Below are 15,773 nucleotides of genomic sequence, written 5' to 3'. Positions count from 1 at the left end.
AGTCCGGGACGTGTGAAGGCTTCAGGCAGTGGCCATTGTTTCGGGGTTTAGTGTTTCCGGGGATGGAAGACCCAGGGGTGGCGCTGAATTCGCTCCAGACTGAAGCTTTCGAGCAGGTCAGCGGGGGTGGCGCGGTCACGGTCAGTGAGGTTGAGTGATCTGCCGAGGAGGCCGACGAGCGCGTGCGGCGACATGCGCAGTTCACTCATCGTGATCGCACCGTCTCGTTTAGCGAGCCGTTTCCGATGCGGGCCGAGGACAAGCGGCACGTGAGCGTAATGCGGCACGGGGAGCCCAAGGAGTGCGGCGAGGTAGCTTTGCCGCGGGGCGGACGTCAGAAGGTCATCGCCGCGCACTACTTGGTCAATCCCTGACGCGGCATCGTCGACGACCACTGCGAGGTTGTAGGCGGGTGTTCCATCTCCCCGGCGAAGCACGAAATCGTCCACGACGCCTGTGAATTGGCCGTGGAGTGCATCGTCGATGGTGTACTCGGCGACCTTGCTGCGAAGCCGAACGGCCGGAGATCTGCCGCTGCGAAGTTTTTCTTCTCTCTGTGAGGCCGTGAGGTCGCGGCACGTGCCCGGGTACGCGCCCGGTGCTGCATGCGGAGCGGACGCTGCCGCGTGGATTTCCCTGCGCGAGCAGTAGCACTCGAAAGTGAATCCCGCACTGCCTAGTTCCTCGACGACCGCGTTGTAGCGGTCTCTCCGGTCTGACTGGTAGATGACCTCGCCGTCCCAGTCGAGACCGAGTGACTCGAGGTCCGCGAGTTGCCTGTCAGCCGATCCAGGCTGAACACGGTCATCGAGGTCCTCCATTCGCATGAGAAAACGACGGTTCGTTGAGCGCGCGAAAAGCCATGCGAGCAGCGCAGTGCGGAGGTTGCCGATGTGGAGATCGCCGGTGGGGCTGGGAGCGTAACGACCGGCGCGACCAGCGGTCTGCGAACTGTCCACTCGACGATCGTACGTGCGTCAGCAGACACATTCCTTATCGCAGCAGGAGACGTCTTCGACAAGCATCCCTGCGAGCTTCCAGGACCGCAAAGCGCTGGTATCCCGATCCAGCCGCTCACCGATCACTTTGGCGACGTGGGCGAAGCGCTGCCGGAATTTGTAGATGAAGCAGAGGTGGAGGTTCTTGTGCCGGACAGAGGGACCACTGAGGAAGACGCCGGGCTGCAGAGTCGACTCGTCGTCGGTGTTCAGCAACGGCCACCCGTCATCACGCGTCGCGAACATGTGCTGGACAGGGCCGAGGTGTGGGCGGTAGCCAGTGGCGAGCACTGGTGGTGCGGTCGAGGTGTGGTGTGCGCCGGTGGAATCCGTGACCGTGTAACTGCCGTTGGGCTGGGAGATCGCGGCTGCGGCCGCGCCGACGAGGTCGAGAGCACCTCCTGCCTGCGCGACCCGGAGGCGCTGTCGTGTTCGGGGCGAAAGCGTCAGAGAGGGGTCAGAACCGGTGTTCTCCCATGGTGATTCGGGATCGAGGACGGTTGCGTGGTGGCCGCGTGCCACGAGCGAGCAGGCGACGTCGATGCCAGATTCGTATCCGCCGATAACAACGACGCGGGAGCCGTCTGGAGGCTCCCAGGCCTGCGGCTGAGAGCTGTGGACCCCGAGGTGAGCGCCGCTGACCTCGGGCGTGTGAGGTGCCGAGAATTCGCCGCCCGCCCAGATCAGGTTCCGGGCGGTGACCGTACCACGCGACGTTGTCACGACGAACTCGTCGCGGGCGCCGCGTGCGACCGATTCGATCATCGTGTTCTCGACGACAGGGAGCTCAAACAGTTCGACGAGCTTGCTGAGGTAATGCGAGTACGCCTCACCTGACGGATAATCGGTCTGCAGCAGCAGTGCGGGCGAGGTTTCGGGGTGAATGGCGTTGATGTCAATCGCGCCGAACGCATTGCCGGTGAAGGAGGGCGTGAGGAACCGCGTCCACCGCGGCCAGTCGCGGTATGACTGGCCAACCACACCGCGCTCGATGACGCCGTAGGTCAGACTGTCGACCGACTGCAGGGCAAGGGCGCATCCGATACCTGCTGGGCCCGCGCCCGCGACTAGGACGTCGACGGTGGGAAGTGGGGACGTAGCTGAGGAAGACACCCCACAACGATACCGATAATCGTTATCTATAACGAACGGCGTGGCTGCTGCGCCTGCGCGGCACCGGAGCGGCCGGGGCAGGTGCGCTTCCCAGCTTGCGGCGAAAGGCGTATGCGAGCGTAGTGAGATGGGGAAACTCAGCCAGCATTGCGAGAACGATGACCGAGTACATCAGCGGCTGGTCGGGGATCGTGGTCATCGTCAGGGCCAGCATTAGTGGGGCATTACGAGCGCTCGTCGTCATCGTGAGCGCTGTCCGTTCCGGCGATGAAAGCCCTGCTGCGCGGCCGAGGACCTGTGAAACGACGAGGGCGAAGCCAAAGAAGGCGACTACTGCGGCGAGAACCAGTGGCGCAAGCGTCAGTGCGCCGGTGATCGTTCCCGCGTGGACCGCAAAGATCTGGAACACAAGCAAGCCGAGCACGACGGGCACACCTGCATCCGGCAGTCGCGAGAGCAACGCGTCCGCACCTCCCCGATATCCCGCACGCGACAGCACCGCCCGGATGAGGGCGGCTACGCCAAATGGCAGGGCGAACCACACCAGCATCGTGGCGAGCAGATCGGCGATCGCAAAGCCGGAAACGTGATCCGACACGAGCCAGACCACTACGGGAAACAGAGCCACTTGCGTTGCGAGGTTGAGGGGGATCAATGCCGCGGCACCGGCGGTTTCCCCGCCGGCAAGTTTGGTGAAAGCCAGAAACCAATCGGTACAGGGCGCAACAAAGTAGATCGTCAGCCCGGCGATCGCGGCCGGGTGCCCGCTCATTAGAAGCCACGCCAGCAACGCGCCGAAAGGGGCGACGATGACGAAGTTGGCGAGCCACGCGCTCGCGGTGAAGCGAACATTGCGGAACGCGCGCCGCAGCGATTGGGTGCTGATCGGCAGGAAAAGTAGCACTAGCAGCGCAAAGATCGTGACGTCAATCAAGCCGTCCGGAATCAACGCAGGTGTGGTGAGACCTATTGTGGCGCCGCCCACGATGGCAAGAAGCAGGATCGCAGTAGTGGCTAGGGCAGGCACCGGAGTCCTCACGATCGGCGGCTATAACGAAAATAGTATTCATTAAGCCTAGCCTGGAAGCCAAACGCGTCGTTGGCTACGCTTCCTCAACCGGCTGGCGGAGGATGGTCCGTAGTTTCGACGGCGCGACCTTCCGGAAGTCGCTGAAGTAGATCTCGTGGTGTTTCCCCGTCATCCGCAAGCCTGAGTGCGGGATGAACTCGTGGTGCATTTCTGAGAGGATCTCGGTCTCGTCGTCGTATGAACCGACATGGAGCGTCTGCACGCATTTGCCCTCCCGGAGTGTTTCCAGGCGAACCTTGTCGAGGCTGATCGGGCGACTACTGGTGGCGACCCTGGCCACCGCTGTATTGAACATGTCGCGAGTGATCCAGTCAGGCACCATGATCATGACCGTCCAGTCCCACTGGGACTTATCACGTTCGACCGTGAAGGCGTCCATATCCGCCGCCCACCACAGTGCCTCCAAAGGCATGACCACGTAGTCCCGGCCGAGCTCCTGTTTGCTGGCGAACTTGAGTTTGTAGGCGACCGGGTACAACGCCGCGATGGCGTCGGCATACTCCGTCGCGGTGTTCGGATCGCCGTGGCCGTCGGCCATGAGGTACTGCAGCGGGGGTACGTCGACGATCCGGAACTTGTGGTGGCGCGCTTTGTACGAGTCGAGGGCTTTCTTGAAATCCGTCTTCATTGTTCCAGCGAGCCACCCCTGCATTTCCGGCTGGGACGAGTGAACCCCCGGTCTGCTTTGCTTACCGGGGGTTCACTCGCGCATCTGGCGGAGGATAGGGGATTTGAACCCCTGAGGGCTGTTAACCCAACTCGCGTTCCAGGCGAGCGCCATAGGCCGCTAGGCGAATCCTCCACGGGGAATGATACCGGTTTGGCGGGCCTCGAATGCAAACTCGCTGCAAGGCCCGCGCTGCGGAGGCGGAGCGCGGCACTTCTATGAGGGGGTTCTGCGCGGGAGTCAGCGACCCGCTACACTGTCCCGTGGATCCCGCGTGGCGTGCATCCTGTGAATCCCCCCAGGGCCGGAAGGCAGCAAGGGTCAACGGGCTCTGACGGGTGCGCGGGGTCCCCCAACTTCTTCGTGAGAGGCGGGGCCATACATGGTGTCGATCGAGACCCTTAGCCGTGACGAACTGCAAAACGAGGCAGACAAGCTGAAGGATCTGTATTCAGCGCTCAAGGCGAAGAATTTCAGTCTCGATCTGACCCGGGGTAAGCCTTCTCCCGAGCAGCTTGACCTCGCGGGCGAGTTACTGTCCCTCCCGGGTCCGGATTACCGGGATGGCAAGGGCACGGATTGCCGCAACTACGGTGGGCTCGACGGGCTCCCCGAGTTGCGCGCGATTTTCGCTGAACTTCTGGGTATGCCGGTTTCAAACTTGTTGGCAGGCAACAACGCCAGCCTCGAGATCATGCACGACACGATTGCCTACCAGCTCCTGACGGGCAATCCAGATTCCGTCCGGCCGTGGTCAGCTGAGCCAGGGATCAAATTTTTGTGCCCTAGCCCCGGCTACGATCGGCACTTCGCGATCTGTGAACACTACGGAATCGAAATGGTTCCGGTCCCGATGCGGGCTGACGGCCCCGACATGGATGTCGTCACCGAACTCGTCAACGATCCTCAAGTCAAGGGACTGTGGGCCGTTCCCATTTATTCGAACCCCACCGGGGTTGTCTTCTCAAAAGAGATCACCCAGCAACTCGCATCGATGCCCACTGGCGCCCCGGACTTCCGGATTTACTGGGACAACGCCTATGCGGTCCATCCGCTAACCGAGAAGGACGCGCCGGTCTACGACATTCTGGGAATGGCCACGGAAGCGGGCTTCCCGAATCGACCGCTGATCTTCGCATCAACGTCGAAGATCACCTTCGCGGGCGCTGGAGTCAGCTTCTTCGGCGGCTCCGACGAGAACATTGCCTGGTACAAGAACAACCTCGGCAAGTCCTCCATCGGCCCGGACAAGATCAACCAGCTCCGTCACCTGAGGTTCTTCAAGGACGCTTCAGGCGTGCGCTCACACATGGCTCGGCATCGCGCCATACTCGCGCCCAAATTCCAGGCTGTGCTCGACATTCTCGACGAACGGCTCAGTGAGTCGAAGGTCGCGACGTGGACAGAACCCGAAGGCGGATACTTCATCAGCCTCGATGTCATGGATGGAACGGCGAAGCGGACGATCCAGCTGGCGAAGGAAGCGGGAATCGCGCTGACTGCCGCAGGATCAGCCTTTCCTTACGGCAAAGACCCCAACGACCGCAACATTCGTCTCGCACCGAGCTTCCCCTCGATGGACGACCTCCGTGCTGCGATGGATGGTGTGGCGACCTGCGTGCTGCTCGCAGCGGCCGAGAAGAAGCTCTCCGAAAGCCCAGGAACGTAGTAATTAGCCCGTCGGCTTCGACGCGTGCACATACTGCACCACACCGTGGATTTCCTGCGCGATCTCGGTGAGTCCGGACGAGCGGAAGTAATCCGTGAACTCATTGACGTCGAACATCCGCAACCCGGTCAATCCCAGGACACGCCGCTGAGTTCGACGGATCGCAGGATGCTCGGATGCGCGGCTCGCCATCACGGAAATTCGCCCGCCCGGCTTTAGCACACGTGTCATCTCGTCGAGCACAGTGAAAGGGTCCGGGATCAGGTATAGCGCGGCATAGCAGGTGACTGCATCGAGTGTTGCATCCGGGAATGGCAGGCTTGTCGCGTCACCGCGAAGATATACCGTATTCGGGCGGCTATTGGTCTCCACAGCTTTCCGCAGCATGGGACGCGAAATATCCAGACCGATCGCGAGCCCGCGAGGGCTCAGCGCGTCCGCGAAGTTTGCGGTGAAGTTGCCAGGACCGCACGCGATGTCGAGGACTGTCTGATTCCCGGAGAGTTGCAGGGCCCGCACTGTTTTTGCGCGTTCCTCGCGAAAGTGCTGGAGATTGAAACCCATGAACGCGAGCGCTCCGGCCGGCCTCCAGATGTGCTCGTAGATCGGTGCGAGCAACGGGAACTCCATGGTGCGCTGCGCCAGCGACTTTGAGTCATCTTCAGGACTGTCAGGCAGAACGTCGACGTAACCATTCACGAGGCGTGGTCTGTGGATAACACCATCGGCGATACGGCGGTCGTCGAGCAACGGAGAAATTCGATCGAGCGCACTCGCTGCGTGTGTACCTTCGCTGGCCACTGGCTACCTCCTGTAGTCCCCGGCATTGGGGTTACCTGCTGGCCATTGTGCCGTGCTCTGTGCCGCAGCGCGAGGCCACCTTCGTCGGAGCTGACCGGTACTCTGGCCGCGTGGCGCTATACCGCAAATACCGTCCCGCGACGTTCGCTGAAGTTGTCGGCCAGGAGCATGTGACCGAGCCGCTCAGTGCTGCGCTGAATGCCGGCCGGATCAACCACGCTTACCTCTTTTCAGGTCCGCGTGGCTGCGGAAAGACTTCCTCGGCGCGCATCCTCGCGCGCTCCCTGAACTGTGAGCACGGCCCTACCGCAACTCCGTGCGGCACCTGCAATTCGTGTGTCGCGCTGGGGCCGGGCGGGCCAGGGAACCTCGACGTGATCGAGCTGGACGCGGCCAGTCATGGTGGTGTGGATGACACGCGTGAGCTGCGAGATCGCGCGTTCTATGCCCCTGCGGAGTCCCGCTACCGCGTATTCATCGTTGACGAGGCGCATATGGTCACCAATGCGGGGTTCAACGCGCTCCTGAAAATCGTGGAAGAACCACCCGAGCACCTGATCTTCATCTTCGCCACGACCGAGCCGGAAAAGGTGCTTCCGACGATCAAGTCCCGCACGCACCATTACCCCTTCAGGCTGCTGCCACCGCCGGTGATGCGCGGATTGGTGGAACGCATCTGCGCCAGCGAGAACGTGCATGTGCAGGACACAGTGTTTCCGCTGGTCATTCGTGCGGGTGGAGGGTCCCCGCGTGACACGCTTTCGGTTCTTGACCAGCTGCTTGCTGGGGCGGGCGAGGCCGGTGTCACCTACGATAGGGCGGTTTCGCTGCTTGGCATCACGGACTCTTCACTCATCGATGCCGCGGTGGATGGGCTCGCCAATTCCGACGGTGCCGCCCTATTCGGGACCATCAACGATGTCATGGACGCGGGCTTCGATCCGCGCCGCTTCACTGCAGATCTCCTCGAACGGATCCGTGACCTGATTCTGGTGCAGGCAGTGCCAGATGCGCTGACGAACGGGCTTGTTGACGCCCCTGCTGATGGTCGTGGGCGGATGCTCAGCGATGTCGAACGGATAGGTCCGGCGACTCTTGCGCGCTACGCGGAGTTGCTACACGCGGGCCTCTCGGAGATGCGGGGTGCGACCGCGCCCAGGCTCCTCCTCGAGGTGCTCTGCGCGCGGATGCTGCTGCCCGCTGCTTCCGCCACGGATTCCGCGTTGTTGCAGCGCCTTGAGCGCCTTGAGCGGGGGACACCCGCGGCTCAGTCCGCTCAGACAGACGCTCCGGCGGGTCAGGCTCAACCCGGATCCCCAGTGTTCGAGCGGCCATCTCAGCGGCCCAGATCTCAGCGGCCCAGGGAGGCCGCTCCCAAGGAAGCTCCCATGGAGGCCGCCCCCGCAGGAGAGACGGCACGTGAGGCCAGCGCACCTCCGGCGCCGACGACCCCCAAGGCGGAGGCTTCCGCGCCCCCGGTTGTCCACGAGCCCGCGGCGCCAAGGGAAGCGCCCGCCCCGCCGTCTGGCCCCAGCGAAGTGGCATCGCCTGCCGCCGCCGACAAAGCCCCGGCGACCCCGGCCGGGGACGAGGCCCATCCAGGTCTTTCCGTGCACGCGGTGGAAGCCGCGTGGGGCAAAATCTGTGCGAATGTTCGCGCGAAGAGCAAGATTGTGGAAGTAATGCTGTCCGGGGCGAAAGTCACGGGCGTGCGCGGCAACTCAATAATGCTGAGCCACGAAACACCTGCGCTGATGGGGCGATTGCGTGAAGCGCGCAGCGCCGGGATCGTGCTGGAGGCGTTCCGGGAGACGCTCGGGACTGAATGCGAGCTCGTTTGGGGAGCGGAGGCTCCGCGCCAATCAGCCGGTACTCAGCAGGCTCCCAAGGAACGTAAACAGTCCGGCCCGCCGAACGACCGCCCGCGCTTTGTGCGTAAATCAGCCGCGGCGCCCGGGCGGGCAGAGCAGAAGCCGCCGCAAACTGCGCCTGGGCAGGCGTCTCGTGAGCGCCACACCCCAGCCCCGGGTAGCGATGACATCCCGCCGCCCGACGATCCGGGCTACCCGGATGACCCAGGCCCGCCGCACCACCTAGCACCCACAAGCGCCGTGGGGCAAGGACCTGTTCGGCCCGCCGCCGCACCCGATGATGAGGATGCACTGCTCGAAGAAGCTCGCCGCGCGGAAGCATCCGGAATCGACGATTCAGACAGCTCACCGCGACGCGACCCTGAGGAACTCGCCATCGAACTGCTGACGTCAGAACTCGGCGCGCGCCGAATCGAATGAGTCAGCGGGCCCACCACTGACCCAACGGGACCTGCGCATCGCCATTCCGTGCGGTTTTGACCGCCAGGACCTGGTGCAGCTGAATCGAGTTCGTTTCAAAGGCGACTCGTGAACCGGAAATGTACAGACCCCAGACGCGGGCAGTGCCCTCGTCGGAGGCGTGCACACACGCGTCCCAGTCGCGAGCGAGGTTGCGGTTCCAGTCCCGCAGCGTCAGTGCGTAGTGCTCGCGGAGGTTCTCTTCGTGCCGCACTTCGAAACCGGCATCGTGGGCAGCTGAAATGATGAAGCCTGGTCCGGCGAGTTCTCCGTCCGGGAAAACGTACCGGTCGATGAAATCACCTGCGCGGTTGCTCTGAAGGTTATTTGGGCGAGTGATGCAATGGTTCAGCAGTCGTCCGCCTGGCCGCAACTTGTCCTTCAGGAAGCCGAAGTAAGACGGGTAGTTCGCCAAACCGATATGTTCAGTGAGACCGATCGACGACACTGCGTCGAAGCCCGCCTCCGTGACATCGCGGTAGTCGCAGAAACGGACTTCCGCCAGATCGCCCAATCCCTCATGGGCAATCATCTTCTGAGCCCATTCCGCCTGTTTGCGGGACAATGTCGCACCGATGACATGAACGCCACGCTTGGCTGCGAACCGCACCATGCCGCCCCACCCGCACCCGACGTCAAGCAGGCGATCCCCGGCTTTCAGGCCGAGTTTCTCGAAGACGAGTCGGTACTTGTTCTCCTGTGCTTCCTCCAGGGAACTGTCTGCGCTGGGGTAGGCCGCGCATGTGTACGTCATCGACGGGCCGAGGATGTGCTCGTAAAACTCGTTCGACACGTCGTAATGGTGGTGGATTGCTGCGGCATCACGGCTCTTCGAGTGCAGCAGGCCCAGGGCCATCCGGCGCCACCGGGGCATGTTCTCTTGCGGGGGTGGCGCGACCGGCCGCAAGCGCTCCCAGCCGAGTGACCGCATGATCGAGGCGATCGTTGCAGGCGAGGGCCGCCGCACCCGGACGTCATGCGCGAGAATCTTCATTATCTCGTACGGGTCACCCTGATGAACCCCGCTAACCTCGAGGTCGCCGGATACGTATGCGCGCGCGAGCCCGAGATCACCGGGCGCGGTTGCGAGGTAGGTCAGTCCACGGGGCGTCTTGAGGTGCAGTCCGTACCGGGCGGTTTCCGGGCCTAGTGCGCTGCCGTCGTACGCAGTGAACCGGATCGGGAAATCTCGCCCTAGTACCGCGCTGAGTATCTCAGCGACGTTCATCCTTTCGAGTTGGGGAGCCGTAAACGCCGTCAACACTGCCTTCATCGTCGTTGCACCGCCTTTGCATAGAGATCAAGTAACCGGCTCTTTGGGTCGTAGGTCTCTTTGAGTTCTCTATAGGTATCGCCGCCATACAGCGCGTCAAACTCTTTTCGGTCGTAAAACGCATCTGAGTACAGCGATTTGTGACCGTCAAGGCGATCCACTTCGTGCTCGATCATGCGGTTGGTGTGCCCCTCGGGCTGGTTAGCTACGACCGGCACCGCTGACCAGAAGCCAATATTGACGTATGTGCGCTGGGGTTCGAGCGGATAGAGGGGCCATGGGCGCGAAGCCGGGGATGTCGGCGAGGGTGGCCCTGGGCTGCGGGTTTTGCGCAGTCGCAGCGGGCATAGCCACACCGGCTCGATCGGCACGTTCGCCAAAAACCACCGCAGGAAGCTGGCGGTGTTCTCGATCGGGACCTCAATGTCCTGGACTACGCGTTCGCGCGGAAGGTTTCCCTTCCGTCGTTCGATGAAGTCCGCGAGGCCAACCCGGCGGTCAAGCGCGATCAGCTTCCAGTAGAAGCTGCTGCGGCGATAACGGCGCGGCCAGAATCTCCGGACCACTGGGTGTTGCGTTCCGAAAGCGCGCGAGCACCAGAACCAGTCGGTATCCCAGCGCCATAGATAGTCATGGATGGTCATCCGGTCGACGACGGGAGTTTCAGCGCCACCGTGCTGTATCGAGCGGTAGTAGATCTGGTTTCCGGTGTAGTCGCTGACCGGGCCCGGTTCGCTGGTCTGACGGCCTAGCGTGAGGTAGCTTTCTGTGGCCGAAAACATGACTCCGTCTACGTAATGAACGGGTTCCCCGTCATACGTCTGTTCGTACGAAACAGTGTCAAGTGTCTCCTGAAGCTCATCGAGGGTAGTAAACCGCAGGTGCCTGAGTTCAACGTAGCGTTCGACCGGCTCGAGTTCGATGCGAAGCCGCGTCGCATAGCCGAGCGTGCCGTACGAGTTGGGAAATCCCCAGTACAGATCGCTATGGGGCCCATCTGGAGCGGCGGTGACGACCTCGCCCGCCCCCGTGAGGATGTCCATCTCGAGAACAGATTCGTGGGGGAGGCCATTGCGGAACGACGTGGACTCGATTCCCAGGCCAGTCACTGCGCCGCCGAGAGTGATCGTTTTGAGTTGCGGAACGACCAAGGGGACAAGATTGTATTTGAGCGTTGCCGCGACAAGGTCCTCATATGTGCACATGCCACCGACGTCGGCAGTGCGAGCTTCGGTGTCGATCCCAATCACGCGAGCCAGGCCGGAGACATCGAGCCCAGGCGCGGAAGTCTTTTCCCTGTGGCGGAACAGGTTTGACGTCTTCTTTGCCAGCCGCACCGGAGCGTCATCAGGAATCGCTCGATAGCTGTGGATGAGGCGATCCACCGCAGCAGCATGCGCCGCCGCACTATCTTCAGGCGTCATAAGGGGCGTCGATCCGGTAGGCAGTCGAAGGCTCCGCACACTATCGACGATAGCCCGATCTTGACGCGGAGGGGGAGACTGAGATGTTGCCCGCGGGTGAACTTTCCGCGAGATAGGGCACTATGGACACGGCTCTAGAAGCGAATTGGTGTACTCCGAAAGGACACAAGCTCAATGGCACAGGTCAGCGCGTCAAGTTCAATCACGATCGCGGCGCCGGTCGACACAGTTTTCAGTGCCCTCGCCGACTACGAAACAGTGCGCCCGAGAATTCTGTCGGAACACTATCGCGACTACCGCGTCCTCGAGGGCGGCCACGGTGAAGGCACGATCGCACAGTGGATATTGCAGGCTACATCCAAGCGTTCGCGCGATATCAAGGCTGCGGTGAGCATCGACGGCACGACAATTATCGAGCGTGACGTCAATTCTTCGCTCGTGACGACATGGAGTGTTGCTCCCTCGACCAGCGGAAGTGAAGTCACCACAACGACGGAGTGGAAGGGCGCTGGAGGTATTGGCGGGTTCTTCGAGAAGACATTCGCGCCGCTTGGACTGAAGAAGATTCAGGCTGCGGTGCTCGCCAACCTGAAAGCCGACGTGGAAAAGCAGTAAGTCGTGTGCCCGGCCGTGCTATCAGGCCACTACCCTGGTAGCACGACTGCCGGTTTTTGGCAGTCCTCAACGTGAAAGGACCTCTTATGCAACCAGATGGTGCGCCTGACATGCAGGCGATCATCCAGCAGGCCCAGGCGATGCAACAGCAACTCATGGAGGCCCAGGAGAAGATCGCGTCGACCGAGGTTGAGGGCCAGGCCGGTGGCGGCCTGGTGACCGCGAAAATTACGGGGACTGGCGAGATCATCGACATCACGATCGACCCCAAGGTCGTCGATCCTGACGATGTCGAGACGCTCCAGGATCTTGTGGTCGGAGCGATCAAGGACGCCAGCCAGAACGCGCAGAGCCTCGCGGCAGACGCACTCGGACCGTTTGCGTCCGGGATGGGTGGAGGCTCCGGGATTCCCGGGCTGCCTTTCTGAGGCAGAGGACGCGTGTACGAAGGACCAGTTCAGGACCTCATCGACGAACTCGGCAAGCTGCCCGGGATCGGACCGAAGGGCGCCCAGCGCATCGCTTTTCATTTGCTCACAGCAGATCGCGCCCAGATCGTGCGATTGCAGGACGCACTCCAGCGCATCCGCGACGGAGTGCAGTTCTGTGTTGTGTGCGGCACGGTCGCGGAGCACGAGAAGTGCCGGATCTGCTCAGATTCTCGCCGAGACCGCACCATGATTTGTGTCGTGGAGGAGCCGAAGGACGTCCAGGCGGTCGAGCGGACTCGCGAGTTCAAGGGCGTGTACCACGTACTCGGTGGTGCGCTCGATCCGCTTTCCGGGGTGGGCCCGGACCAATTGCGGATCCGCGAGCTACTGGCGCGCATCGGCGGGCAAGTACCTGCAGGTGACGACTCCGTCGAGGTCACCGAGGTCATCATCGCGACAGATCCAAACACCGAGGGCGAAGCAACGGCAACGTACCTGGTGCGAATGTTGCGGGGCTTCCCGGGTTTATCCGTGACGCGCCTTGCGTCGGGTCTGCCCATGGGTGGTGACCTGGAGTTCGCGGACGAACTGACGCTTGGCCGGGCGCTTTCCGGGCGCCGCGCATTGTGAGACCGCGCGCGGACCGCGGCATCGATGACGCCGCTTTGACTCGGGCGGCCGATGTGGTGACGCGGCGGCCTCCCAAGCTGGGTGCCGTCCGTCTCGGGGCGATCGACGGTCCCTCAGGCTCCGGAAAAACAGTGTTCTCGCAAGCACTCTCGAACGAACTGAACCGCAGAGGCGTATCGGTTGCAGTCATCCCTTGTGACGACTTCGCCACGTGGGATCGCCCTGCGGCATGGTGGGGGGAGCTTGAGGACGGGGTCCTGAAACCAATCGGCCTCGGCGCGGATGGGCGCTATCAGGCGATCCGATGGGCTGGCGGACTCCCAGTCCCTGGGCCGTTCGTCGATGTGCCACCGCCTGACGTGCTTCTCATCGAGGGTGTATCGAGCGCACGCAGGTCCGTCGCAGGACGGCTATCAGTCGCGGTCTGGGTCGAGTGGGGTGACGCGTCCGCACGGCTCGAAGCTGCTGTAGCAAGGGATGGTGAGGTGTGTCGTGCGCCGCTGCAGGACTGGCAGGCGTTTGAGCGCGGATGGTTTCCCATCGACGGAACACGGGCGCGATGCGACGTCATCGCATGCGAATCACCTAGCTCCCTCGCTTAAACGGTATGTAGTTCACGACGTATTCGGGTATCAACTACAAACCGATTGAGTCCCTTCGGGCTTGACTACTTCGCTACGGCGAGCCGTTCCTTCCGCAACTGCGCGACCTCGTCAAGTGGCAGCGGTGTGAGGTCCTCGACACCAAGCGCGCGCTGGATGATCAGATCCGCGAGTTCCGGGTTGCGAGCGAGCGCCGGACCGTGCATGTAGGTGCCGATAACGGAACCTTGAACTGCGCCTTCGAATCCGTCACCCACACCGTTACCAACGCCGTACGTTACCCGCCCCAGCGGAGTTGCTTGAGGGCCGAGTGTGGTGCCTCCGCGGTGATTCTCGAATCCCGTCAGGGGCGCGGTCAAGCCGTCCGCAACGGGTGTACTGATCACCTCTCCGATAGCGCGCACATCCTGCGGTGATGTCGTGGCGTCCAGCATCGAGACACCGTCGACGCGCTCACCTGAGGAGGTCTCGTACCAGTGGCCCAGAACTTGGATCGCGGCACAGATCGCGAGCACCGGCGCACCGCGCTCGGCGGCACGTTGCAAGCCGGGATAACGGTTCAGGTGGCGCGTCGCCAGCCGCTGCGCGTAGTCTTCGGCGCCGCCGAGTGTATACATATCGAGCGACTCGGGGACCTCATCGTCGAGAGTGATTTCGACGATTTCCGCGTCGATCCCACGCATTCGCATCCGCTGACGCAGAATGAGCGCATTGCCGCCGTCGCCGTAGGTGCCCATCACATCGGGCAGCACAAGACCGATCCGCACCGTCGACTCAGCCACGTGCAACCTCCCGTTCGATAGCCCTGTTCAGCCCCAGGAATGCCGTGTAGTTCGCGAGTACTTCAACCCGGCCAGGCGGGCACGACCGGATGGCTGCGAGCGGGTCCTTGATCAGCGTGTGGCCGACACCCGCGTAGGTGAGGCGAACTCCCAGGTCCGTTCCGCGCTCCCCGGCCGCGACGACCTGAATGCCCTCGAAATGCTCGAACCGCACGTCCCAGAGCCACGACAGGTCCTCGCCGTCGGGTACCTGCCCGTTAACCGCGATCACGAGTCCATCAACGCTGTGATCGATCATCGACAGAGCTTCCTGCCAGCCCGCGGGGTTCTTCGCCAGCAGCATGCGCACGTTGTGGGAGCCAACTTGAACGGTGCTGTATCTGCCTGCGACTTCACGCACACCGGACACTGCCGCGACGGCGGCGTCAGGTGCTACCCCCATTGCGACTGCAGCTGCTACGGCCTGCGCCGCGTTGCCGCGGTTCGCGCGGCCGGGCAGGGACAAGGTCATCGGTACCTTGACACCGTCTGGCCCGTAGAGATGGTCGTCGTCAACCCACCAGTGCGGGGCCGGGCGGCGGAAGTCGCTGCCAGTGCTGCGCCAGTCGGTGCCATCGCGCGCGATCGGTTCACCTGTGCGGGGGCAACTTACCGAGTCCCCCACCCAGCTGTTGCCAGCAGCGACCCACACGACGTTCGGGCAATCGTACGCGGCTGACGTGACCAGAACGTCGTCACAGTTCGCAACGACAACTGCCTCGGGGTGACGTTCCAGTCCGGCACGGAGCCGACGCTCGATCATGTTGATTTCGCCAACGCGATCGAGCTGGTCCCGAGAGAGATTCAATAGGATGATCGCTTTCGGGCTGGTGAAGTCCGAGACGTGGGGGAGATGAAGTTCATCGACCTCAATGGCCGCGAGTGGGGCGTGGAGGTTCTTATTGAACGCGGCGACAATGCCCGCATCCATGTTCGCGCCATCGGTGTTCGTGGCGACCTCACCAAGCTCGGACAGCGCGGCGGACGTCATTCGCGTGGTTGTCGATTTGCCGTTGGTTCCTGATATCAGCACTGTCCGGCGGTAACTCGCGAGCTGCGTCATGATCGACTTGTCGATTTTGAGCGCAATCAGACCGCCGATCATGTTTCCCGCGCCCCGCCCTGATTTGCGTGACGCCCAGGACGCCGATCGCGCCGCCCGCAGGGCGAGCTTGCCGCGCGCAGTGATCGGTGCGCGGGCGATTTCTCCGGGGTCTCCGGGTGTTTTCCCCTTGGCCATGGGAAGAGGCTAGTTCGACTGGGCGGTCTCGTGCGCGCTGAACGCCCGAATTTGTCCCGGCAGCACTGC

General features: G+C 62.7%; 15 protein-coding genes, 1 tRNA gene and 1 other RNA gene. 7 read left to right on the top strand and 10 right to left on the bottom strand.

Annotation, left to right across the window (positions count from 1 at the left end):
• Window positions 1-47: 47 nt before the first annotated feature.
• From gluQRS to FHU29_RS11430, 5 genes are all read right to left on the bottom strand, one after another.
• Complete coding sequence (gene gluQRS, locus FHU29_RS11450) at window positions 48-959, bottom strand: tRNA glutamyl-Q(34) synthetase GluQRS (protein WP_064441360.1); 912 nt, start codon at window positions 957-959, stop codon at window positions 48-50.
• Window positions 960-977: 18 nt separating this feature from the next.
• A complete protein-coding gene (locus FHU29_RS11445; protein WP_064441359.1) occupies window positions 978-2,111 on the bottom strand; it encodes an NAD(P)/FAD-dependent oxidoreductase in 1,134 nt (377 codons plus the stop codon).
• A gap of 22 nt (window positions 2,112-2,133) precedes the next feature.
• Window positions 2,134-3,150: an arsenic resistance protein gene (locus FHU29_RS11440; RefSeq protein WP_183377544.1), complete on the bottom strand. Its 1,017-nt coding sequence runs from the start codon at window positions 3,148-3,150 to the stop codon at window positions 2,134-2,136.
• A 64-nt stretch (window positions 3,151-3,214) separates the two neighbouring features.
• Window positions 3,215-3,829 (bottom strand): GyrI-like domain-containing protein, encoded by a 615-nt coding sequence (locus FHU29_RS11435; protein ID WP_064441427.1) that lies wholly within the window; start codon window positions 3,827-3,829, stop codon window positions 3,215-3,217.
• A gap of 85 nt (window positions 3,830-3,914) precedes the next feature.
• Window positions 3,915-4,003, bottom strand: a tRNA-Ser gene (locus FHU29_RS11430).
• A 127-nt stretch (window positions 4,004-4,130) separates the two neighbouring features.
• Here FHU29_RS11430 and ffs point away from each other — a divergent pair.
• Window positions 4,131-4,225, top strand: an RNA gene (gene ffs / locus FHU29_RS11425) — signal recognition particle sRNA small type.
• 25 nt (window positions 4,226-4,250) lie between these two features.
• Window positions 4,251-5,537, top strand: coding sequence for an aspartate aminotransferase type Ic (locus FHU29_RS11420; protein WP_064441357.1), 1,287 nt, complete (start codon window positions 4,251-4,253; stop codon window positions 5,535-5,537).
• A 3-nt stretch (window positions 5,538-5,540) separates the two neighbouring features.
• Here FHU29_RS11420 and FHU29_RS11415 read toward each other — a convergent pair whose 3' ends face one another.
• A complete protein-coding gene (locus tag FHU29_RS11415; RefSeq protein ID WP_083962423.1) occupies window positions 5,541-6,338 on the bottom strand; it encodes a methyltransferase domain-containing protein in 798 nt (265 codons plus the stop codon).
• Window positions 6,339-6,448: 110 nt separating this feature from the next.
• Between FHU29_RS11415 and FHU29_RS11410 the strand changes: the two genes are divergently transcribed.
• On the top strand, window positions 6,449-8,629 hold the full coding sequence (locus tag FHU29_RS11410) for a DNA polymerase III subunit gamma and tau (RefSeq protein WP_064441425.1): 2,181 nt from the start codon (window positions 6,449-6,451) through the stop codon (window positions 8,627-8,629).
• Between the two features lies 1 nt (window position 8,630).
• On the opposite strand, the gene FHU29_RS11405 is transcribed toward FHU29_RS11410, so the two are convergent.
• Together FHU29_RS11405 and FHU29_RS11400 are read right to left on the bottom strand one after the other, a co-directional pair.
• A complete protein-coding gene (locus tag FHU29_RS11405; protein WP_064441356.1) occupies window positions 8,631-9,941 on the bottom strand; it encodes a class I SAM-dependent methyltransferase in 1,311 nt (436 codons plus the stop codon).
• The gene (locus FHU29_RS11400) at window positions 9,938-11,365 is read right to left on the bottom strand and encodes an FAD-binding oxidoreductase (RefSeq protein ID WP_064441355.1); all 1,428 of its coding nucleotides are present in this window, start codon (window positions 11,363-11,365) and stop codon (window positions 9,938-9,940) included. The genes FHU29_RS11405 and FHU29_RS11400 overlap by 4 nt, the downstream gene beginning before the upstream one ends.
• A 174-nt stretch (window positions 11,366-11,539) precedes the next feature.
• Here FHU29_RS11400 and FHU29_RS11395 point away from each other — a divergent pair, with 174 nt between their 5' ends.
• The 4 genes from FHU29_RS11395 (at window position 11,540) to FHU29_RS11380 (ending at window position 13,643) form a co-directional block, all read left to right on the top strand.
• The gene (locus tag FHU29_RS11395) at window positions 11,540-11,980 is read left to right on the top strand and encodes an SRPBCC family protein (protein WP_064441354.1); all 441 of its coding nucleotides are present in this window, start codon (window positions 11,540-11,542) and stop codon (window positions 11,978-11,980) included.
• Window positions 11,981-12,066: 86 nt separating this feature from the next.
• Window positions 12,067-12,408 (top strand): YbaB/EbfC family nucleoid-associated protein, encoded by a 342-nt coding sequence (locus FHU29_RS11390; protein WP_064441353.1) that lies wholly within the window; start codon window positions 12,067-12,069, stop codon window positions 12,406-12,408.
• A 12-nt stretch (window positions 12,409-12,420) separates the two neighbouring features.
• Window positions 12,421-13,041, top strand: a complete 621-nt coding sequence (recR, locus tag FHU29_RS11385) for a recombination mediator RecR (RefSeq protein WP_064441352.1) — start codon at window positions 12,421-12,423, stop codon at window positions 13,039-13,041.
• Entirely contained in the window at window positions 13,038-13,643 is a 606-nt protein-coding gene (locus FHU29_RS11380; RefSeq protein ID WP_232323019.1) for a uridine kinase family protein, read from the top strand. Before recR ends, FHU29_RS11380 begins: the two co-directional genes overlap by 4 nt.
• 65 nt (window positions 13,644-13,708) lie before the next feature.
• Here FHU29_RS11380 and FHU29_RS11375 read toward each other — a convergent pair whose 3' ends face one another.
• Together FHU29_RS11375 and FHU29_RS11370 are read right to left on the bottom strand one after the other, a co-directional pair.
• Window positions 13,709-14,425 (bottom strand): type 1 glutamine amidotransferase, encoded by a 717-nt coding sequence (locus tag FHU29_RS11375; RefSeq protein WP_064441351.1) that lies wholly within the window; start codon window positions 14,423-14,425, stop codon window positions 13,709-13,711.
• Entirely contained in the window at window positions 14,418-15,704 is a 1,287-nt protein-coding gene (locus FHU29_RS11370; protein ID WP_064441350.1) for a Mur ligase family protein, read from the bottom strand. The genes FHU29_RS11375 and FHU29_RS11370 overlap by 8 nt, the downstream gene beginning before the upstream one ends.
• Window positions 15,705-15,773 lie beyond the last annotated feature (69 nt).

The organism is Hoyosella altamirensis, assembly GCF_014191505.1.
In the GTDB taxonomy this organism is placed as follows: domain Bacteria; phylum Actinomycetota; class Actinomycetes; order Mycobacteriales; family Mycobacteriaceae; genus Hoyosella; species Hoyosella altamirensis.
Note: the sequence above shows the minus strand (reverse complement) of the source record. Positions and strands in the feature narration are given on the sequence as shown.

Coding starts and splice junctions, on each gene's coding strand:
- FHU29_RS11435 (WP_064441427.1), bottom strand. CDS start 3,829: ATGAAGACGGATTTCAAGAAAGCCCTCGACTCGTACAAAGCGCGCCAC.
- FHU29_RS11420 (WP_064441357.1), top strand. CDS start 4,251: ATGGTGTCGATCGAGACCCTTAGCCGTGACGAACTGCAAAACGAGGCA.
- FHU29_RS11405 (WP_064441356.1), bottom strand. CDS start 9,941: ATGAAGGCAGTGTTGACGGCGTTTACGGCTCCCCAACTCGAAAGGATG.
- FHU29_RS11400 (WP_064441355.1), bottom strand. CDS start 11,365: ATGACGCCTGAAGATAGTGCGGCGGCGCATGCTGCTGCGGTGGATCGC.
- FHU29_RS11395 (WP_064441354.1), top strand. CDS start 11,540: ATGGCACAGGTCAGCGCGTCAAGTTCAATCACGATCGCGGCGCCGGTC.
- FHU29_RS11390 (WP_064441353.1), top strand. CDS start 12,067: ATGCAACCAGATGGTGCGCCTGACATGCAGGCGATCATCCAGCAGGCC.
- FHU29_RS11370 (WP_064441350.1), bottom strand. CDS start 15,704: ATGGCCAAGGGGAAAACACCCGGAGACCCCGGAGAAATCGCCCGCGCA.